We start from the raw sequence: 19,260 nt of genomic DNA on the forward strand, positions 1-19,260 counted from the left end.
AACCTATTCAGCAGTACCTGCTGCAGCTTCCGCTGCAGCGGCTTTTCTTGCTGCGACCTGGGCCGGAAGAGTGAACGTGTAGGTCAGGAACAGTTCCGTGAAACTCGCAAGTTGTGCAATTTCCTCTTCGCTCAGTTCGTCGTCATCGTGCGCACCGTGGTTTCCGTCAAGCCGAATCAAGTGCGCCCATTCCTTCAGGTCATCGGTCAGCTTTCCAGCTTTATGAAGGGCGTCAATTCGTGGAGCGAGGTTCTTTCCGGCCAGAGCGGGATCGATCTCTCGCGTAGCCACGTCAAGCGCCTTTCTGTACATCGCCGCAGCGGCGTCCGCATGGCCTCGCGCCGCATTGTGGGCACCCTGTATGTACGCCCTTTCTACCGACGGGGATATGTGCTGGGGGACCTCAAGTCGCCCTGGAGCTGGATATATCTTGCGTATTTCAGCTCCCTGGCTACGACAAACCTTCTGAAACTCACCATTTTCTCCCGTTATCCAGCCATGATTCGTGGATCTATAACTGATGGAAACGCAAACGAGATCATTACAGGCGTTGCATCGAAACACGACAGTTGGATCGACACCCTTAGGAGCAGCGGTCGCCACGTAAGACATTCCGACCGATTCCGCCAAGCAATGTGGGCATGTGCCCACGAAGGTAGTTGCCATGAATGAAATTCCTGTCCGGTCAATGGTAATTTCCGAGGAACTGAGGACGATCGACTGCAGGACTCCGGGGAGGCTGCTGGAGCATTATGAACGATGCTCAGAGGGGCAGCGACTCGAATATGTGGCCGCACTGGCGGTCGCCCTATGCGTCAGCGAACAGCGGCGAAGGGCGGCCAAGTAATGCACGGAAACTACCGCGACCGCGACCTGCTGGACCTGGCGTATCGGATCCAGTGCACGCTCCTTATCCCTGGCGTCTGCGTGGGCGGATACGGCGAGCCTTGCCACAGCAACCAGAGCCGGCACGGTAAGGGTGGGGCGATGAAGGCCCACGACTGCTTCTTCGCCAGTGGCTGCCGGGCCTGCCATCAGGAGCTGGATCAGGGCCGCAGATACACCGAGGAAGAGAAAGCCCTCATCTGGCAGGCCGGCCATGAACGAACCGTTCTCGCCATGTGGCAGGACGGACTGGTCATGGTGGCCGTATGACCATCCGGATCGTGGTCTACGGATCCCCGGCACCTCAGGGGAGTAAAGCCTTCAAGGGCACCTACAAGGGCCGGGATGGGCTCGTTCACGCCAAACTGGTGGAGGCGTCGAAGAAGGTGCGCCCATGGCGACAGGACGTGAAGCTGGCCGCCGAACAGGTGCGCAAGGCACTGGGTCTTGCCGTGCTGGACGAGCCGCTGCAAGTCCGGATGACCTTCACGTTGTCCAAGCCGCTGAGCGCCCCGAAGCGCCGAAGGGTCTTCCCCAGTAAGTTGCCCGACCTGTCCAAGCTCGTGCGATCGACTGAAGACGCTCTGACCGACGCCGGCATCTGGCGCGACGACGCCCGAGTTGTGGAGTGCACCGCGGCGAAGCGCTACCCGGGCGAGGGGCGGACGCGCTCGATGCACCTGGTTGCGTCATCGAGATCAGCCGGGTCGGACCATGAGCCTCGCCGCCGCTGTCCGGTTCTGGATGGGAGAGCACCCCGGCTGGCACCTCGCTTCCGAGATCGCCGATGGCATGCAGGCGTGCGGAATCAACAGAAGGAAGGCCATCAAGGCGCTTTGCAACATGGCCGACGCCGGGCTTGTCCAGGTGGCCGGCAACCGCCGACACATGCGCTACACCATTGACCGGCCAAGCCGGGACCATATGCAACAGGAGAGAAGAGATGGCTGACCGACGCGAACTGCTGGCACGGCTCAATCCCCAGACCTGCAGGTTTGATGTCGGGCAGGGCGGTGGCACGCCCTCGTTGCAGACATCCGACATCGCCGCCGCGCTGGGAATGGTTCCGCCCGGGCTTGGCCGTGAGGTCATGGAGGCCGTCTACCTACCGGACGGGGCAATGCGGCATCGGGCTAAGTTGGCCGAGGCGGTGCTTGCAATCGTGCGCCCCGAGTTCACCCGGCGAGCGCGTGCACTGGCCGAGGCCGAAGAGGATCTGAGCTTCTCCAAGGAAATGGTCAGCCTGAGCCGGCGCAGTCTGTCCGACGCCCAGCGGCGGATCCTGGGGGAGCGGGAGGCTGCGGTGGCGAGCGCACGCGCCAACGCCTGGCCGAGGAACACCTACCAGCACCTTTCGCGCATGGTCGACGCAGTGGTGGCGGAACTTTCCAGCGGCAACCGCTGCCCCCACTGCAAGGGCGCCGGACTGGTGAACGACAAGGGGTGTCCTGAGTGCAGGTGCACCGGGATAGAGCCGTTGCCGGATCGCCGGCGAGCGATGGCCATCGACTGCCATCCTACGGACTATCCGAAACGCTGGAAGCCCGTGTTCGAATGGTTGCTTGCCGAGTTGAATCACGCCGGTGAGGCCGCAGCGCGACAGCTGTCCCGCGCATTGAGCAATCGCGACCAACCAGCTCAGCCGCGCGCTGCGTAGGTTTCAAAAATGTAGAGTTGCTGACTCTACGAAATCCCCTGTAGATTCCCTACCATCGCGAGGCTTGGCCACCGGCCAACACTGACTTTGCTGTAAAATCAGCTCCGCGGAATGAGCCGCGCCCGTTCGAGTTGGATTTCTATGCGAGTCACTTTGTCTGTACGAAAGCTCGGTGGACAATGGATGTTTAACAAGGGCAGTCATCTTGGCGTCGGAGCGATGCCGGGACGGTGGCCGAATCTCGAAATGGCTCTGCAGGCGGCTGAGGACGAAGCGATGAGCCATCACAGCCGGACTGGCGACACTGTAGAGATAGTTGTGCACGAAGAAGGCCGTCAGTACCGGCACAATTACCAAGCCGGGATCAAGCCTTAACAGGCTTTACATTGTTGCTTTGAAGGGCCCCGCCATCCCGCGGGGCTTTTTCGTTTTGCGGGTCTGGCCGAGTGGTCAGGCTGCAGCCTTCCAAGCTGCCCACATGGGTTCGATTCCCATGGCCCGCTCCATCTACGCCCGTGACCCCCGACCGGATCAACCCTCGCGCCCAGCCGGCAGCGGGGCGGGCACCTACCTGCAGCGTAGAGAAGCGGCATCTCGCCGGGCTCATTACCCGGAGGTCGCCCGTTCGAGTCGGGTCGCTGCTGCCACCGCAATGAGGAACCCATGGTGAGCATCGAGACTGTCGCCGCCGGTATGGGGTTCTCCCCGGGCCTGGCGCTGGCGCTGGAACAAGCCTGCATTCGCTTCGGCATCAACACCGAGCTGCGGGTCTGCCATTTCCTCGCCCAGGTGGCGCACGAAAGCGGAACCGGGCGATGGCTCAAGGAGCTGTGGGGTCCAACCCCGGCCCAGTCGCGCTACGAGGGCCGCAAGGATCTGGGCAACACACAGCCCGGCGATGGCTTTCGCTTCCGAGGGCGGGGTGGCATCCAGCTGACTGGCCGGGACAACTACACCCGTTACAGCCAGGCCATCTACGGCGATGATCGCGCGGTCCGCAATCCGGACCTGCTGGCCAACCTTCCGGACGCTGCGCTGGCCGCTGGCTACTTCTGGCAGCGGGATGGGATCAACTCGGTCGCAGATGCTGCTGATCCCCCAGCACAACCTTCTCTTAGCCGCGCGCGGATCGACCCAGTTCTTTCTCCGGATCTATGAGCTGGCTCTGCAGGCGAGCTTCCGGGCGGAGTTCACGCTGGAAAAGCTGAGTGGTGAGCTTGGCTCGGTCATGATCAGCTCTGGCCCAAGTACGAAGCGGCGGTGGCCGAGGCCGGTCTCCCTGTTGAGCGGCTGGGGACGGAGATCGTCCTGGGCGGGTGGTCGCCACAGCAAAGCTGGATGGTGGCGACCGCGTACCTGAAGAATGCCGACGGTCGACCTGCGACAGTACAGCCCATCGCTGGTCAGCTGGCGTCGCCAGGTGAGCCAGTCAGAGGCCTGACCCCGAGCATGGCTCAGGCAGAGATCTTGGCGGCCGGCCGCCTACAGGCGAGCTACCTCAACGCAGTTGAAGGGCGGCGGGTAGCCGGTGGCCGGCTCTTACTCGGATTCCTGCAGAAGGGCCAGGCAGTAGTGAAGGACCTAGGGCCGATCGGAGGCTCAGACGCAGCGGGCTAGACGATTTGGCCGCACATTGCCGGAGGGTGGCCCGACCGGCTGTACCAGGGGCGTGTAGGGGCACCTGACACGCCAAGGTGAGGGTCCGCCGCTGCCGCCGCCACTGCCCGGCCTGCCGCCTACGCCTGAGCAGCAGCAACAGGCGTGCCGTCTCGCTGAGTCTGGGGCATACGATCTTGCAGGGATCAAAGAAGCGCTGGATCAGCGTCTGTCGCGACCGGAGACAAGCTCAAGAACCCAACGATCCAAGGACGGTAAGCTGTGGCTAAGTGTCGTTCTAATGCGGGAAGCTTACTGGCAGTCGGCGTCATCAACTGGATGCTCCGGCGGACGGAACACTGGAACCGTAATACTCGTAAGGCCGACGCGTCCACTAATCGACTGAACGAGCTCGCGCCAGTACGGCCAAGCGTTATAGGGGCCGTTGACCTTTGCGAAGTGCTCGAGGCACTTCGCGTCTAAGTCAACATCGCGGTCAATCGAGTACGTGATCCCATACTCGGCTTCGACTACGAGCGCGTCGCTGTCGCTCGGCTCGGTATCCTCATCCTCAGGAGCGTCGGAGGCATGAAAGACGAACCCGACCAAGATCGTGAGAATGCCCTCGGATCGGAAGCGCGAGTCATCGCAAGCCGCACGGTAACCCTGTCGGAGTCCGAGAGACCCAGGGATGTTGAGCACATCAAAATTGGTCTTGACGCTGCTGCTGCGGAGCGTAACAACTTGAATTTCGACGTGCTTAGCTACCCGTCGCGCCAAATCGAGATTGGTAGTCACCACATGGCACCCGCGCGGGCTTCACGCTGCCCGAGAGGATTCAAGTCGTCCTTCCACTGCGTCTTTTGCCGCAGAGGAATGACGGTATTCAACGCATGCGGCCTAACAGGAGCAGGAATGAACTGTCCAAAACGAAGCGGCTCAAATTTCACAACGGCGCGCTTCCCGCAGGCCCATGCCAAGTCGGAGATGGTTGCGAGGGTCGCATTACGCGCGCCAGAGAAAACCTGGCTCACATGAGATCTGCTCGTGCCCAAAGTACGGGCAACGTCAGCTTTCGTGATTCCGGCCGCCTCCATCATTTCGGCAATAGAGTCAAGTGTCCAGAGCTGCAATCGCTCGCGCTCGTACTCTCTGCGCGCCTCTTCGCTCTCTTCCTGACGGTTAACCCACAGCTCATTTGCCGTATTCATCCATCTTCTCCGTTAAAACGCTCTTTGCAGGCTTCCGCAAAGCTGATATCGGCCTTGCCGTGCTTATCCTTCTTTTTCCGAAGTGCACGACAGATGATCAAGCGCCCCCCAGGCGCATAGAAGCAAAGCAACCGGATTTGGAACGACTTGAATTCGAAAATTCCGTTGCTCCCTTCCAGCTTCTTAAACTTCTGATCGTTGGAAATCCGGCCTCGCTCTCCCATGAGCTCGAAAAGCGTATCCACCTTGCGTCGATCTGAAGAATCGAGCGCGTCCAAGAATTCTTGGACCTGTGATACGCCATCGTCCGTGCAGAGAAGTTCAATGCATTTCTGGGCCCCCTGATACGCAATCTTGGTAGCCAACTAGCGCCCTCCGTCGAAGACGAAGCACGGGCAAGCCTCTCGGCGAGGAGCATTGTTAATTCGAGTATTAACAGTGTCAATAGCCTGCGCGTTCAGCTTCGCGAGGCCCGAGCCTACGTTCACCGCTCTACGAGACATCCGTGCCCCTCGCGCCCCTAATTTGTCGCTTGGCCTTTGTACCATGTGAACGAGGTCACGGTCACGGTTGGCAAGCTCGGCCACCCAAACATGGCACACCGCCGCATGACAGTCTTGAGGCAACTGCGCTGGGCGCCCCCCTCCTAAGGGGAAGGTCGCCCGTTCGAATCGGGCCGGGGTCACCATCGGTCAATTGCCCGCAGATGATCAGGCGGGTACCGCTTCTGCTTGCGGCGTGCTTGCCACCCGCCACAGTGCGTTGGAAAAGGGCGTGCGGCGGCCTTGTCTGCCTTCCGCCAGGCTCACCTAGGGGCGATCCAGGTCGTCTGGCAGCAGGCCAGCGAGTGCGAGTATTCGATCGTGCCTGATCTGCTGCACCCAGTGGCCCCAGGCATCCGCCGCCGTCAGGACATCGATCGAGCCGCAGGCGGGACACCTCAGTTGCACCCCCCCGTGCACATCGGTGAGCCCGCACCCATGCGACATCCGTGATTCGTCCCCGCATGACTTGCACTTGGCCTGCACGGAATCCAACCGTTCGATGGTGGCATCCAGGCGCAGCAAAGGGCGGATCCGCAGGATCCGGAATGCAACAGGAGTGGTCATGTGTCTTGCCGGTCAGGGGCTGGACACGGAGGCGAGGAATTTCGCGCCCAAGAGAAGCCGAATGCAGTGACCATACAGCATGAACTGTTAAGACTCTCGTTCTTGACAGCCCTTATTTCGTTCTGGTGAGGGGCCGAGGGTTCGCGAGAGAGGCGAGGAGCCTGAACATCCAGTCAGGTAAGCATGCCGTTTTCACACAAGGCTAACTGCTGAGCGCCCAGTTTCACTGCAGCGTGACGGGTCGGCAGGGGGACTCGTGGCAGGCGTTGGTCTGCGATGCGCAGCGCTTCCCCCATGACCAGCAGGATCCGAATGAAACGCAATGCCGTGACGTCCGTTGGCGTCGGACCGGGCGCCGTGCCCCTGTGCTGCCGGGGGCGCCATGCCGTCTTCCCTGCACGCGCACGTCGACCCGCTTGCCCGATCACTCCCCCGGCGGCCGGGTGATGGGGCGTTTCCAGTACGCCTTCCGCAAGGCGCGGGGCTGGCAGGCCTCCCTGGTCGCCGCCGCGTGGGCAGCGCTGCGCTATACCGTGAGCGGGGACACCGGCTACTTCCGCTCCCACGGCGGCTGGCGAAGATCGCGGATCAGCCGGAAACCGGGCGAGGCCGATTCTCTGGATGACTGAGACCGCGGGTGATTCTTGCCGGAAACGCATAGCAGTCTGCGGGCTGCATGGGTTTGCCGGGCCTACAGTGGCCCCCAATGCCGGGAGGGGTACCCGGCCACCTGCACGCCTTCGGTCCAGACGGGAGTCGCCATGCACCTGCTGATCGCCCTTGGCAAAGTGGCCGCGGTGTTTGCCTGCGTGCTCGGAATTCTTGAAATCTGCAGCCGGGTTCACCGTCGGCGCAGGGGCCGCAGCCGGCGTGCGGACAGGGAAAAACTCCCCTGACGCACTTGGCGAGGCTCAGTCCTGCCTGAGCAGCTCCACCAGTTGCCGCAGCCGATAGGGTTTGGGCAGGAACTCGACCTGTTCGGGCAGGGGAGGCAGCTGCGAACGCGCATAGCCGGAGGAGAGGATCATGCGGGCGTGCGGCTGGTCGCGCGCGACGTGTTCGCTCAGTTCAATGCCGGACATGCCATTGGGCATGCTGACGTCGCTGAACACCACGTCGAAGCGGGTATCGCCGCGCAGCAGGGCCACTGCTTCATGACCGTCGGCCGTGGTCGCCACGTCGATGCCGAAATCGCGCAGGGCCAGCCCTATCATTTCGCGCAGGTCGGTCTGGTCCTCCACCATCAGCACGCGGATCGGATCATCGGTCATGGGGCGGGTTCCTCTAGTGCGGGTAACAGCAGGCTGACTGTGGTGCCGACGCCTGGCGTGGTGGAGACATCGACGAAGCCGCCGCTCTGGGTGGTGAATCCGAACACCTGGCTCAGGCCCAGTCCGCTGCCTTTGCCGATGTCCTTGGTGGTGAAGAAAGGCTCTGTCGCGCGTTCCGCCACATCGACGGGCATGCCACGCCCCTGGTCACGCACGCTCACCGTCACGTATCGGCGCTGCTGGCCAGCCTCTCCATCCGGATCAAGGCGATGCTCCAGTGCGGTGGCGATCAGCACATGGCCGCCATCGGCCGTGGCTTCGACAGCGTTCGCGACCAGGTTCGCCAGGGCGGTCTGCAGCTGCAGCGCGTCGGTGCAGACCGGCGGCAGATCGTGAGCCAGTTCCGTGCCCAGCAGTGTACCCGAGGCATGCGCGCGCCGCAGGCCCGGCAAGGACTCGACGATCAGTTCGTTGACGTCCACCGGTTCACGGATCAGGGTCTGCCCGGTGCTGAAGGCAAGCAACTGGCGGGTCAACAATGCGCCGCGGTCGGTCGCCGTCTGTGCAGTGGAAAGCAGTTCGTGGGCCCGCGGATCACTGCCCACGCGCAGCGCCAGCAGATCCAGTGCGTTGCCGATGGTGGTCAACAGATTATTGAATTCATGCGAGAGCCCACGACTCAGCCGGCCGACCGTCTCGAACTGCTGGGTCTGCCGGAGTGCACGCTGTGCGTCACGCAGCAGGCGCTGCGCCTGCCATTGTTCGGTGATGTCGCGGGTGATCTTGACGTAGCCGAGCAGCTCGCCGTTCTCCAGGACCGGCTCGATCACGATGCTGGCGCGGAACGAGGCACCGTCGCGCCGGACGCGCCAGCCTTCGGCGGAGCAATGACCCTGCTGCGCGGCCAGCCGGAGCAGCCGCTGCGGCTCGCCGGCGTCGCGGTCTGCTGGCAGGTAGAAGCGTCCGAAGTGGGTCCCGATGACTTCGTCGGCTGCATACCCCTTGATGCGTTCGGCCCCGGGGTTCCAGCTGCAGACGATGCCCTCGGGATCGAGCAGATACAGCGCATGGTCCCGCACGCTGTCTATCAGCAGGCGCAGCTGTTGGGAAGTGTCCGTCAGAGCGGACCTCGTAGAAGCGGGTGCGTCCACGTGGAAATGAGCATTACCCCTGTGAGGGCCGGAAAGCTAGGCACTGCAGTGTGAAGGATGTGTGCAGGGATTGCCCGTGCCATTGGTCGTATGCGGCTGAATACGACACGGGGTACCATCACGCACTTCTTTGCCTTCTGGAATCGCCCCGTATGCGTCCCGGTGCAACCTCGCGCGACCGCTGGATATGGATGACTGCCGCCGCATTGCTGGCCGCAACCATCGCGTTGGAACTTGTCGTGCCTCTGGGTTATGCGGTGTGGCTGGCCTACTTCCTGGCCGTTGGCGTGACGGTGTTCCAGCGGAGTGCGCGCGCACCGTTCGTGGTCGCGGTGCTGGCCTGCGCGCTGCTGATGGTGGGCTATCACATTGCCCCGGCAAGCACGAATTCGGCGTTCTCGCTGGTGAACCGCACCATCGGCGGTGCGGCCTTCCTGATGATCGCGCTGATCGTGTCCCGCGCCATCCAGGCGCGCCGGCAGGCCATGCGCGCCCTGTGGCTGCAGGAGGCGGAGAACGCCGTGGCCATGAGCCTGCGGGGAGACCTGGGGCCGGAGCAGATCGCCGAGGCGGCGGCGACCAGCCTGGCCTCGCAGCTGCAGGCCGATGTCGGCGCCGTGTACCGGCTTGAGGGCGGCCGCCTGCAATTGACGGGCGGACTGGCGTTGCCGGCCGGCATGCCGGCGTCGCTGGCACTGCAGGAGGGGCTGGCCGGACAGGTCGCGCGCGACCTGCGCACCCGCCACCTGCAGGGCGATGAGGCCTCGGTACTTGAACTCCAGAGCAGCCTGGGGCGGGTTCCGGTGCGTGAGCGGATCCTTGCACCGATCACCAGTGACGGTGCCGTGGTCGGCATCGTCGAGCTGGGTCGATCCAGCGTCGGCGAACAGCGTGATCTGGACCGCGAACTGCTGGAGCGCTGTGGCGACACCATCGGCATGGCCCTGCGGGCGTCGCTGCTGCGCGCGCAGCTGGTCGTGCTGCTGGAGGAGTCGCAGCGTCAGGGAGAGGAGCTGCAGGCCCAGCAGGAAGAACTGCGCGTGGCCAACGAGGAGCTGGAAGAGCAGAGCCGCAGCCTGCTGCAGTCGCAGACCCATCTGGAACAGCAGCAGGCCGAACTGGAGCAGAGCAACGTACAGCTTGAGGAGCGCACGCACGAGCTGGAGGCGCAGAAGCAGGCCCTGCTGGTTGCGCAGAGCCAGCTGGTGCGCAACAGCAACGAGCTGGCGGCGACGTCGCGCTACAAGTCCGAGTTCCTGGCCAACATGTCGCACGAGCTGCGTACGCCGCTGAACAGCTCGTTGATCCTGGCCAAGCTGCTGGCCGACAACAAGGACGGTACGCTCACCGAAGAGCAGGTGAAGTACGCACGGGCAATCCTGTCGTCGAACAACGATCTGCTGGCGCTGATCAATGACATCCTCGACCTGTCGCGCATCGAAGCCGGGCATGTCGAACTGAGCGATGAAGTGGTCGCGGTCGACAGCGCGCTGCAGCGGCTGCGCGAGACCTTCGATCCGATCGCGCGGCAGAAGGGGCTTGCCCTGGAGATCAGCGCCGATGCGCTGGCGCCGGGTCAGCTGGTGGTGGACAGCCAGCGCCTGCAGCAGATTCTGAAGAACCTTCTGGCCAATGCACTGAAGTTCACCGAGCACGGCAAGGTCAGCCTGCAAGTGCGTCCCGGCGGCAGTGGCCGCATCCGATTCGAGGTCTGTGATACGGGCATCGGCATCGCACGCGAGCAGTTGCAGGTGATCTTCGAGGCTTTCCGCCAGGCTGATGGCAGTACCCGCCGGCGCTATGGCGGCACCGGGTTGGGCCTGTCGATCTCGCGCGACCTGGCTGCCCGCATGGGCGGCGAAATCCAGGTGGACAGCGAACCGGGGCGTGGCAGCTGCTTCGTGCTGGAGCTTCCGCTGCAGGGCGCCCCCGTGTCCGCGCCGGAGCCGGGAGCGGAGCCCGCGCGCGTGGCCACTCCGGCAGCGCGTCCGGTGGTTGCACAGATGGCGCCGACTGCGCCTGCGCCCCCGCCCGCAGCTGCCACACACGTTCCAGATGATCGTGGCCGGCGGCAGCGCATGGGACGCCTGATCCTGGCGGTGGAGGACGACGTGGCATTCGCCGAAGCGCTGGTGGTGCTGGCGCATGAACTGGACTTCGACTGCGTGGTTGCCGGCACGGCAGAGGAAGCGCTGGCGCTGGCTGCCGAACTACGGCCGAACGGCATCCTGCTCGACATCGGCCTGCCCGACGTGTCAGGTCTGAGCGTGCTGGAGCGTCTGAAGCGCAACCCGGACACGCGGCACATCCCCGTGCACGTGGTCTCGGCGATGGACCGCAGCCAGGTGGCCCGTGAGCTTGGCGCGATCGGCTATGCGATCAAGCCGACCACGCGCGAGCGGCTGGCGGCGGCCATCGAGCAGCTCGAGCAGACCAGCCAACGCGATGTCAGGCGCCTGCTGATCGTCGAGGATGACAGCGAGCTGAGGCGCAACCTGGAGCTGCTGCTGGGGCGTGATCAACTGCAGATCGTCGCCGTCGGCACACTGGCCGCAGCGCTGGAGCAGCTCAGCAGTGTCACGTTCGACTGCATGGTGATGGATCTTTCCCTGCCGGACGGCAGCGGTTACGACCTGCTTGAACACATGGCCGGCAATGATGACGTCGGCTTCCCGCCGGTGATCGTCTACACCGGACGTGCGCTCAGCCGCGAGGAAGAACAACGGCTGCGTCGTTATTCCAAGAGCATCATCATCAAGGGTGCGCGCTCTCCCGAGCGCCTGCTGGACGAGGTCACCCTGTTCCTGCACAGCGTGGAGGCGAGCCTACCCACCGATCAGCAGCGCCTGCTGCGCGAGGCGCGCCGGCGCGACACCATCCTTGATGGGCGCACCGTACTGCTGGCCGAGGATGATGTGCGCAACATCTTCGCGCTGTCGAGCGTGCTCGAGCCGCTGGGCGTCAACCTCGAGATCGCGCGCAACGGCCAGGAGGCGGTCGATCGGCTGGCGCAGCGCGAGGTGGACCTGGTGCTGATGGACATCATGATGCCGGAGAAGGATGGTCTGACGGCGATGCGCGAGATCCGGGCGCAGCGCCACCTGCAGGATCTCCCGATCATCGCGTTGACCGCAAAGGCCATGCCCGATGACCGCGAGCGTTGCCTGCAGGCCGGCGCCAACGACTACATCGCCAAGCCGATCGATGTCGACAAGCTGGTTTCGCTGTGCCGGGTGTGGTGCTCGCGTCAATGAACGAGCAGGCCTTGTTCGACCTGGAGCTGAAGGTGCTGCTGGAGGCGATCTATCAGCGCTACCACTACGATTTCCGCAGTTACGCGGTGTCGTCGCTGCGACGGCGCATGCGCCAGGCCATGCAGCGCTACGAGTGCGAGAAGCTGTCGGACCTGCAGCATCGCCTGCTCCACGAGCCGGAGCTGTTCACGCAGGCGATGCAGTTCTTCACCGTGCAGGTCTCGGAGATGTTCCGGGACCCGGCATATTTCCGTACCCTGCGCGAACAGGTGGTGCCGGTACTGCGCACCTATCCTTCGGTGAAGCTGTGGGTTGCGGGCTGCAGCACGGGCGAGGAGGTGTGGTCGTTGGCGGTGCTGCTGCACGAAGAAGGGCTGCTGGAGCGCAGCATCGTCTATGCCACCGATATCAATCCCGGCGCCCTGGTCACCGCCGAGGCCGGCGCATACCCGATCGACCGCCTGGCGCAGTTCAGCCGCAATTATCTGGCGGCGGGGGGCAGGGCGTCGTTGTCGGACTACTATTCGACGGCATATGACGGGGCCGTGTTCGACCGTCACCTGCGACGCAACATCATGTTCGCCGACCACAGCCTGGCGACGGATACGGTGTTCTCCGAAGTGCACCTGGTGTCGTGCCGGAATGTACTGATCTATTTCAACCGGGACCTGCAGGACCGGGCCGTGGGCCTGTTCCGGGAGGCGCTCGTGCACCGTGGCTTCCTCGGCCTGGGCAGCAAGGAGTCGCTGCAGTTCGGTTGCCATCACGACGCGTTCGATGTGTGTTCGCGCGAACATCGGCTGTACCGGAAGGTCGCCTGATGAATGACGCCGGTCTGCCGGAAGTGATGGTGGTCGGTGCATCCGCTGGCGGGGTCGCTGCCCTGCAGGCCATCGTGCAAGCGCTGCCGGCGGGCCTGTCGGTGCCGGTGCTGGTGGTTCTGCATGTGCCCCGTGACCGCAACAGCCGCATCGTCGAGGTGCTGGCGCCGCATTGCGCGGTGCCGGTGCGCGAGGCGGAGGACAAGCAGCCGATAGAGCGCGGTACGGTGACGTTTGCGCCGCCGGACTATCACCTGCTGGTGGAAGACCGGTCCTCGGTTGCCCTGTCGATCGATCCCCCTGTGCTGTATTCGCGTCCGGCCATCGACCCCCTGTTTGAATCGGCCGCGGCGGTGTTTGGTCCGCGCGTGCTGGCACTGCTGCTGACCGGCGCCAGCAGTGACGGCTCCGAAGGCGTGGCGGCAGTGCGCGAGGCGGGAGGTCGCGCCTGGCTGCAATGCCCCGAAGAGGCCGAAGCTTCCATGATGCCGGCCTCGGCCCTGCAGCATGCCGGCGCCGATGCGGTGCTGCCCCTTGAACTGATGTGTCGCCGCTTGAAGGAGTTGTTTTCATGAACCTGTTGCCACCGGACCCTGCGCAGGCCCAGGCCCCGGTCAACCTGTTGATCGTCGATGACGTTGCACAGAACCTGGTGGCGATGCAGGCACTGCTGCAGCGCGAGGGCGTCAACCTGCTGCTGGCCAGCTCCGGCGCCCAGGCGCTCGAACTGCTGCTCGAGCACGAGGTGGCGCTGGCGCTGCTGGATGTGCACATGCCCGAGATCGACGGCTTCACGCTGGCGGAACTGATGCGGGGCTCGCTGCGCAGCCGCGACGTGCCGATCATCTTCCTCACCGCGTCGCCGGATGATCCGGTGCGCGCGTTCAAGGGATACGAGACCGGCGCGGTGGATTTCCTGCACAAGCCGGTGGCGCCGCAGGTGATCCTCGGAAAGGTCAATGTGTTCATCGAGCTGTACCAGCAGCGGCAGCTGCTGAAGGTGCGCAACGAAGCCCTGGAGCGCGCGCTGAAGTTGAACGAGACCATGGCCGCGGTGCTTACCCACGACCTGCGGACGCCGCTGTCAGCCATCCTGCTCTGCGCGGACAAGCTCAGCCTGGAACTGCCTGCGGGCAATTCCGCTGCACAGCAGACATTGCAGCACCTGGAAGCAAGCACGCTGCGCATGGCACGGATGGTCGAGCAGCTGCTGGACTTCTCGCGCATCCGCAGCGGCGGCCTGCGATTGCAGACCACGACCTGCGACCTCGACGCCCTGGCCCGCGCGGTCATTGCGGAGGCGGGCAGTGCCCACGGACTCGAGCGGATCCGCTTCCAGGCGCAGGGCGATACCGTCCTGCAGGGCGACATGGACCGGTTGGGGCAGGTCGCATCGAATCTGATCGGCAACGCACTGACGCATGCTGGCGAAGCACATGTCCAACTGGACGGGCGTGATCCGCAGCGGGTGGTGTTGCGGGTCAGCAATGCCGGCCACATCGACGCGGCGCTGCTGCCGCGGCTGTTCGAGCCCTTCAAGGCCAGCTTCCACCAGAGCAAGGGCCTCGGCCTGGGGCTGTACATCGTCGATCAGTTCGTGCGCGCTCACGGCGGTCGATTGACCGCGCGCAACGACGCAGGGCAGGTTGTGCTGGAGGCGGCACTGCCACGGCGGTGCGGTGGACCGGACATGGCCTGAACCTGAATTCTTCAGCAAGCGGGGCGCAGCCTTATGACGGGCTCATCCGCAACTGCTACCGTGGCTGCATATCTTGCCAGGGAAGCGCTATGCCATTGCGAGCCATCGCCTACGTCAGCCAGGCGCTGCCGGATCTTTCCGCAGATCGCCTGCAGGCGCTGGTGGACGACGCCGCCCGTTTCAACAAGCTGGCTGGCGTGACCGGGGTGCTGCTGCATGATGGCGGGCGCTTCCTGCAGTACATCGAAGGGCCGCCGGATGGCATTGATTCGGTGTATGAGCGCATCCTGCAGGCCGGCAGCCATGCCGACATCGTCGAGCTGGCGCGCAGCAGGCTTGGCCAGCGCCAGTTTCCCTATTGGGCGATGCGTGTCCTGCAGGTGGAGGCGTCCATGCTGCATGGACTCACGGTGGGCGACTGGGCCGGATTCAGCCGTGCGCTGCAGGGCGACCGCGCGGCGCCGACGGCGGTGGACCTGCTCGCCGACATCGTGCAGCCGGCGCTCCACGCCGGCTGAGTCGCGGCAGGGGTGCCGGGCTTCACCGCTGTCTCACTCTGCATGCGCTGAGATTGGATCTCCAGGGCATGGAAGGGGGCGACATGGTACGGATGAAGCACACAGGGGCCGCGCTGCTGGTGGCGGCCCTGGCAGGCGCTGCAATGCCTGCCTTGGCCTGCACACGTGCGGTCTATCTGGGTGACAACGGCGATGTGATCACGGCGCGGTCGATGGACTGGAAGGTCGATGTGGCGACCAACCTGTACGTGTTGCCGCGCGGAATTGCACGGACCGGCGAGGCCGGGCCGAAGTCGTTGGCATGGACTGCACGGTACGGCAGTGTGGTGGCCACCGGCTACGACGTGTCGACCACCGATGGCATGAACGAGAAGGGGCTGGTCGCCAATCTGCTATGGCTGGTGGAATCGGAGTATCCGCAGCAGCGCGGCAGCAAGCCCGGCCTGGCCATTTCATTGTGGGCGCAGTACGTGCTGGATAATTTCGCGACAGTCGCAGAGGCCGTGGCGGCGCTGCAGCGCGAGCCGTACTCCATCGTCACCGACAAGGTGCCCGGCGAGGACCGGCAGGCGACCCTGCATCTCTCTCTGTCCGATGCCAGCGGCGACAGCGCGATCGTGGAATACATCGGTGGCCGTCAGGTCATCCATCATGATCGCCGCTACCAGGTGATGACGAATTCGCCCATCTTCGAGCATCAGCTTGCGCTCAACAGCTACTGGCAGCAGATCGGCGGCACGGTGATGCTGCCGGGCACCAACCGATCGGCCGACCGTTTTGCACGCGCGTCGTTCTACATCAATGCGATTCCCAAGGCGGAAGACCCCGTGGTGGCACTGGCCAGTGTGTTCAGTGTGATCCGCAATGTCTCGGTGCCGTACGGAATCACCACGCCGGGCGAGCCCAACATCTCGTCCACGCGCTGGCGCACCGTGGCCGACCACAAGCGACGCCTGTACTTCTTCGAGTCCGCGATGACGCCGAATACGTTCTGGGTGGACCTCAACAGGATCGACTTCGGTGGCAAGGTGCTCAAGCTGGACCTGGGCAAGGACCAGCGCAACACCTTCTCCGGCGATGCGCTGGAGCATTTCGTTCCCAGCGCACCGTTCACCTTCCTCGGTGTCGGGAGCTAGTTCGACGCCTGGGTCGCGGCCGGGTAGACCGCCTGGATCTGGCAGCTGCCGCGGGTGTACAGCGGCAGCGGCCCCAGGCCGCGCTCGTCGCCGGGCTCGAACTCGGCACTGAGGATGCGATCACCCGGATTGCCGCAGATCAGGCCGTTCTGCAGCCCGGACTGGAAGCTGACCTGAGGCGCGCGGTCCAGCTGGCGGCAACTGCCGCCCAGTTCGACGCGGTAGTAGCGGTGGCCGCCATTGCGGCGTGGATTGGTCTCCACCAGCAGCCCCTGCTGATCGGAGGACCAGGCACGGACGTTGCGGGTTGCAAAACAGTAGGCGGGCGATCCGCCGAAGCTGCGGCGCTGCTCGCGCCGCTCGCTGATGGTCACCGCAGGCAGGGTCGCGGTGCTCAGGCGGTCACTGTCACGGGCGACAGTGGCGTAGTCGCGGTTCTGCACTGGACTGACCGCGCTGACCGCGCAGCTGTGCCCGTCCACGACAACACGTTCGCTGGGGCGGCCGCAGGCCCAGCCTGCCGGCGCTTCCAGCTTCAGGGAGGTGGCGGCACGCACGTTCGGGCAGTCTTCGCTGAAGTCGATCCGGTAGGCCTGGCCGGAAGCGGCACGGACGGCGATCGAGCGCGGCGAGGCCTGCTCCACCTCCTGCACGCCCACGGCGTCGAGGCAGTGCGGTGCCGGCGCCCGGCGTTCCTGCCCGCTGGCGGTGACGGAAAGGGACAGGCCGATGCTCGCGGCCAGAGCCAGGGAAACCTGTCGATATGCCATGACCTGCACTCCTTGCTGGATAGACGGCCCGACTATAGCAGTCAATTGCACCGCCGGTGTCAGGCGCGCAGACTTGCCGAATGGGCGCCATTTTCCACCTCCGGCACTATGGCCAGGCCACCGGCCTGGATCGCCACGACTACGCGCAATGGGTGCTGCCACTGCAGGGCGAGCTGCAGTTCGAGCTGGAAGGGCGGGGCGGCCGGCTGGACCTTCTGCAGGGCGCATTCGTGGCCGCCGGCGAGGCGCATGACCAGATGGCGGAGGGTCCGAACGGTTTCGTGATCGTTGATTGCGGTCCGGATGTTCTGGACGACGACACGCAGGAGCACCTGTGCAGGCAGCGGTGGCTGCATCTGCCGCTGGCCCTGCGCCAGGGGCTGGCCGAGGTGCGGCAGGGGCAGCCGCTGCCGTTGCTGCTGCCTGCCTTGCTGAGGGTGTTTGCACCGGCAGGCAGTGGCGCGCGCATGCAGGGGCTGTGCACGGCGGTACAGGCCGACCCGGGGCAGCCCTGGCCGGTCGCGCGCATGGCGGCATTCGTCGGCGTCAGCGAAAGCCGGCTGCATGCGTTGTTCCAGCGCGAATTCGGCTTGAGTCCGCAGGCCTGGGTCAGTGCCTGCCGCCTGCGCTGGGCCAAGCACCAGCTGCGGACCAGTGCGCTGCCGATCAGCGAGATTGCGCTGGCCGCGGGGTATTCCGAACAGAGCGCATTGACCCGAGCGCTGCGCCGGGAGAGCGGCGTAACCCCTGCGGCCTGGCGGCGGGGCAGCCTCTGATCCATGGCGCTGCGGGAACGCCGCCGAGTGCGTCCGGCTCTGCCGGGACAGCAATAGCCTGGGTCAAGAGAGGTCGTCCGGTGGGCGGCTACACTGCGCGGCCTCTTCTCCCCCGAAGAATCCGCAATGCGCAACAATCCGATGGTCCTGGGCATCGCCAATGGCGTAGCCGCGGGCGCGCTGTGGGGCGTGGTGTTCCTGGCGCCTGCCGTGCTGCACACGTTCAACGCCCTGCAGCTGTCTGCCGGCCGTTATCTGGTCTATGGCCTCATCGCCGTGATCCTGCTGCTGCCGCGCTGGATGCGGCTGGCGCCGAGGCTGGGGCGCGCGGAATGGTACGCCCTGCTGTGGCTGAGCCTGGCGGGCAACCTGGTGTACTTCCTGCTGCTGGCCACGGCCGTGCAGTGGGCCGGTGGCGCTGCGGCCTCGCTGATCGTCGGCCTGATTCCGGTCGTGGTGACCCTGGTGGGCGTGCGCGAGCAGGGGGCGGTTCCCCTGAAGCAGCTGTTGCCCGCCTTGGCGCTGTGCGTGCTCGGCGTGGCCCTGGTCGGGTGGGAGGCGCTGATGTCCGAACACCTGGCGACGCCCTGGCGGCAGCGCCTGATCGGCCTGCTGTGTGCCTTCGGTGCACTGTTCTCGTGGGCGTTGTACTCGATCGGCAACAGCCGCTGGCTGGCGCGGCGCCCGGATCTGTCCAGCCATGACTGGTCGTTGCTGACGGGTGTCACCACCGGCGGGTTGTCCCTGCTGCTGGTACCGATGGCCTTCGCCGGGTCCGCCGGCAGCCATACGGCCGCACAATGGGGCGCATTCTGGGCCATCAGCGCAGGTGTCGCGGTCGTGGCGTCGATCGTGGGCAACGCATTCTGGAACCGTGCCAGCCGTCTGCTGCCGCTGACTTTGACCGGGCAGATGATCGTGTTCGAAACCCTGTTCGCGCTGCTGTACGCATTTGCCTGGCAGCAGCGCTGGCCAACCGTGCTGGAGGCACTGGCGATCGTGTTCCTGGTGGCGGGAGTGATGCTGTGCGCGCACGCTCACCGCGCGCCACGCGCGATCGCCGAACATGCCGGCTGAATGGCCATCTCAGAGTCGACGATCGCTGCTTTGTCTCAGTTGCAACCAAATGACGGCACGTTGGCAGATGATCGGCGCAGGGAGTTTTTGCGCTGCAGCACTTGACAGCAGCGGGGCGAACAGTGTTTTCTGTCCGCCATGGTCCTTGATGCCGCCACCGCCAGCCTGATCGCACCCGCTACTGCGGGGCGTCCGACTGCACCGGTCGCCATCACCACCATTACCACCACCACCGTCACCACTGCCCTGGTGCGGCCCGTCGTCTTCGTGTAACTCCCGAAAACCACGGCCCCGCACCATCCAGGTGGCGGGGAAACTCGACACCTGCA

22 protein-coding genes, 3 tRNA genes and 1 pseudogene are annotated in these 19,260 nt (G+C 64.7%); 19 read left to right on the forward strand and 7 right to left on the reverse strand.

All coding sequences use genetic code 11. The annotated features are described in order from the left end of the window. Positions 1–3: 3 nt before the first annotated feature. The gene (locus N8888_RS08110; RefSeq protein ID WP_263178050.1) at positions 4–291 is read right to left on the reverse strand and encodes a DUF4145 domain-containing protein; all 288 of its coding nucleotides are present in this window, start codon (positions 289–291) and stop codon (positions 4–6) included. Positions 292–846: 555 nt separating this feature from the next. Between N8888_RS08110 and N8888_RS08115 the strand changes: the two genes are divergently transcribed. From N8888_RS08115 to N8888_RS08140, 7 genes and pseudogenes are all read left to right on the forward strand, one after another. Continuing rightward, positions 847–1,155: a nuclease domain-containing protein gene (locus tag N8888_RS08115; RefSeq protein WP_171955606.1), complete on the forward strand. Its 309-nt coding sequence runs from the start codon at positions 847–849 to the stop codon at positions 1,153–1,155. Next, positions 1,152–1,493 (forward strand): annotated as a pseudogene (locus N8888_RS18810) (RusA family crossover junction endodeoxyribonuclease); the annotation flags it as partial. The gene N8888_RS08115 and the pseudogene N8888_RS18810, both read left to right, overlap by 4 nt. 106 nt (positions 1,494–1,599) lie before the next feature. Beyond that, positions 1,600–1,836 (forward strand): hypothetical protein, encoded by a 237-nt coding sequence (locus N8888_RS08120; RefSeq protein WP_263178053.1) that lies wholly within the window; start codon positions 1,600–1,602, stop codon positions 1,834–1,836. After that, positions 1,829–2,542 carry a hypothetical protein gene (locus N8888_RS08125; RefSeq protein ID WP_263178054.1) on the forward strand — a complete coding sequence of 238 codons (714 nt, stop codon included), beginning with the start codon at positions 1,829–1,831 and terminating at the stop codon, positions 2,540–2,542. Before N8888_RS08120 ends, N8888_RS08125 begins: the two co-directional genes overlap by 8 nt. A gap of 432 nt (positions 2,543–2,974) precedes the next feature. After that, positions 2,975–3,048 (forward strand) — tRNA-Gly (locus tag N8888_RS08130). Positions 3,049–3,114: 66 nt separating this feature from the next. Further along, positions 3,115–3,189, forward strand: a tRNA-Met gene (locus N8888_RS08135). Positions 3,190–3,205: 16 nt separating this feature from the next. After that, a complete protein-coding gene (locus N8888_RS08140) occupies positions 3,206–3,700 on the forward strand; it encodes a glycoside hydrolase family 19 protein (RefSeq protein WP_263178056.1) in 495 nt (164 codons plus the stop codon). 750 nt (positions 3,701–4,450) lie between these two features. On the opposite strand, the gene N8888_RS08145 is transcribed toward N8888_RS08140, so the two are convergent. The 3 genes from N8888_RS08145 to N8888_RS08155 are packed head-to-tail and all read right to left on the reverse strand — an operon-like array spanning position 4,451 to position 5,714. Then, on the reverse strand, positions 4,451–4,936 hold the full coding sequence (locus tag N8888_RS08145; RefSeq protein ID WP_263178057.1) for a hypothetical protein: 486 nt from the start codon (positions 4,934–4,936) through the stop codon (positions 4,451–4,453). Beyond that, positions 4,933–5,349: a helix-turn-helix domain-containing protein gene (locus N8888_RS08150; protein ID WP_263178059.1), complete on the reverse strand. Its 417-nt coding sequence runs from the start codon at positions 5,347–5,349 to the stop codon at positions 4,933–4,935. The genes N8888_RS08145 and N8888_RS08150 overlap by 4 nt, the downstream gene beginning before the upstream one ends. Further along, positions 5,346–5,714: a type II toxin-antitoxin system RelE/ParE family toxin gene (locus tag N8888_RS08155; protein WP_263178061.1), complete on the reverse strand. Its 369-nt coding sequence runs from the start codon at positions 5,712–5,714 to the stop codon at positions 5,346–5,348. Before N8888_RS08155 ends, N8888_RS08150 begins: the two co-directional genes overlap by 4 nt. Positions 5,715–5,959: 245 nt before the next feature. Here N8888_RS08155 and N8888_RS08160 point away from each other — a divergent pair. The 3 genes from N8888_RS08160 to N8888_RS08170 all read left to right on the forward strand — a co-directional run bounded on the left by N8888_RS08160 (position 5,960) and on the right by N8888_RS08170 (position 7,354). Beyond that, positions 5,960–6,037, forward strand: a tRNA-Arg gene (locus N8888_RS08160). Between the two features lie 837 nt (positions 6,038–6,874). Beyond that, entirely contained in the window at positions 6,875–7,087 is a 213-nt protein-coding gene (locus N8888_RS08165; protein WP_146256238.1) for a hypothetical protein, read from the forward strand. A 132-nt stretch (positions 7,088–7,219) separates the two neighbouring features. Beyond that, on the forward strand, positions 7,220–7,354 hold the full coding sequence (locus N8888_RS08170) for a hypothetical protein (protein ID WP_258012811.1): 135 nt from the start codon (positions 7,220–7,222) through the stop codon (positions 7,352–7,354). A gap of 15 nt (positions 7,355–7,369) precedes the next feature. Here the strand turns inward: N8888_RS08170 and N8888_RS08175 are convergent, their stop codons facing one another. Together N8888_RS08175 and N8888_RS08180 are read right to left on the reverse strand one after the other, a co-directional pair. After that, positions 7,370–7,729 (reverse strand): response regulator, encoded by a 360-nt coding sequence (locus N8888_RS08175; RefSeq protein WP_053516753.1) that lies wholly within the window; start codon positions 7,727–7,729, stop codon positions 7,370–7,372. Further along, the gene (locus N8888_RS08180; RefSeq protein WP_193396309.1) at positions 7,726–8,880 is read right to left on the reverse strand and encodes a two-component system sensor histidine kinase NtrB; all 1,155 of its coding nucleotides are present in this window, start codon (positions 8,878–8,880) and stop codon (positions 7,726–7,728) included. Before N8888_RS08180 ends, N8888_RS08175 begins: the two co-directional genes overlap by 4 nt. Positions 8,881–9,032: 152 nt before the next feature. On the opposite strand from N8888_RS08180, the gene N8888_RS08185 reads away from it, so the two are divergent. The 6 genes from N8888_RS08185 (at position 9,033) to N8888_RS08210 (ending at position 16,308) form a co-directional block, all read left to right on the forward strand. Further along, complete coding sequence (locus N8888_RS08185) at positions 9,033–12,134, forward strand: response regulator (RefSeq protein WP_053516749.1); 3,102 nt, start codon at positions 9,033–9,035, stop codon at positions 12,132–12,134. Beyond that, positions 12,131–12,955, forward strand: coding sequence for a CheR family methyltransferase (locus N8888_RS08190; protein WP_065175572.1), 825 nt, complete (start codon positions 12,131–12,133; stop codon positions 12,953–12,955). Before N8888_RS08185 ends, N8888_RS08190 begins: the two co-directional genes overlap by 4 nt. Next, entirely contained in the window at positions 12,955–13,530 is a 576-nt protein-coding gene (locus N8888_RS08195) for a chemotaxis protein CheB (protein ID WP_053516743.1), read from the forward strand. The genes N8888_RS08190 and N8888_RS08195 overlap by 1 nt, the downstream gene beginning before the upstream one ends. Next, complete coding sequence (locus N8888_RS08200) at positions 13,527–14,654, forward strand: hybrid sensor histidine kinase/response regulator (protein ID WP_053516742.1); 1,128 nt, start codon at positions 13,527–13,529, stop codon at positions 14,652–14,654. The genes N8888_RS08195 and N8888_RS08200 overlap by 4 nt, the downstream gene beginning before the upstream one ends. A gap of 89 nt (positions 14,655–14,743) precedes the next feature. After that, positions 14,744–15,172, forward strand: a complete 429-nt coding sequence (locus N8888_RS08205; RefSeq protein ID WP_065182710.1) for a BLUF domain-containing protein — start codon at positions 14,744–14,746, stop codon at positions 15,170–15,172. An 83-nt stretch (positions 15,173–15,255) separates the two neighbouring features. Continuing rightward, positions 15,256–16,308 (forward strand): linear amide C-N hydrolase, encoded by a 1,053-nt coding sequence (locus tag N8888_RS08210; RefSeq protein ID WP_053516740.1) that lies wholly within the window; start codon positions 15,256–15,258, stop codon positions 16,306–16,308. On the opposite strand, the gene N8888_RS08215 is transcribed toward N8888_RS08210, so the two are convergent. Next, a complete protein-coding gene (locus N8888_RS08215) occupies positions 16,305–17,078 on the reverse strand; it encodes a DUF6491 family protein (protein ID WP_053516738.1) in 774 nt (257 codons plus the stop codon). The two genes, N8888_RS08210 and N8888_RS08215, sit on opposite strands and share 4 nt — an antisense overlap. A gap of 80 nt (positions 17,079–17,158) precedes the next feature. Between N8888_RS08215 and N8888_RS08220 the strand changes: the two genes are divergently transcribed. The 3 genes from N8888_RS08220 to N8888_RS08230 all read left to right on the forward strand — a co-directional run bounded on the left by N8888_RS08220 (position 17,159) and on the right by N8888_RS08230 (position 19,204). Further along, entirely contained in the window at positions 17,159–17,854 is a 696-nt protein-coding gene (locus tag N8888_RS08220) for a helix-turn-helix transcriptional regulator (RefSeq protein ID WP_053516737.1), read from the forward strand. Between the two features lie 126 nt (positions 17,855–17,980). Continuing rightward, positions 17,981–18,931 carry a DMT family transporter gene (locus N8888_RS08225; protein ID WP_253118767.1) on the forward strand — a complete coding sequence of 317 codons (951 nt, stop codon included), beginning with the start codon at positions 17,981–17,983 and terminating at the stop codon, positions 18,929–18,931. A 138-nt stretch (positions 18,932–19,069) separates the two neighbouring features. Beyond that, complete coding sequence (locus N8888_RS08230) at positions 19,070–19,204, forward strand: hypothetical protein (protein ID WP_258391179.1); 135 nt, start codon at positions 19,070–19,072, stop codon at positions 19,202–19,204. Positions 19,205–19,260: the final 56 nt, after the last annotated feature.

This window comes from Stenotrophomonas maltophilia (assembly GCF_025642255.1).
In the GTDB taxonomy this organism is placed as follows: Bacteria; Pseudomonadota; Gammaproteobacteria; order Xanthomonadales; family Xanthomonadaceae; genus Stenotrophomonas; species Stenotrophomonas maltophilia_P.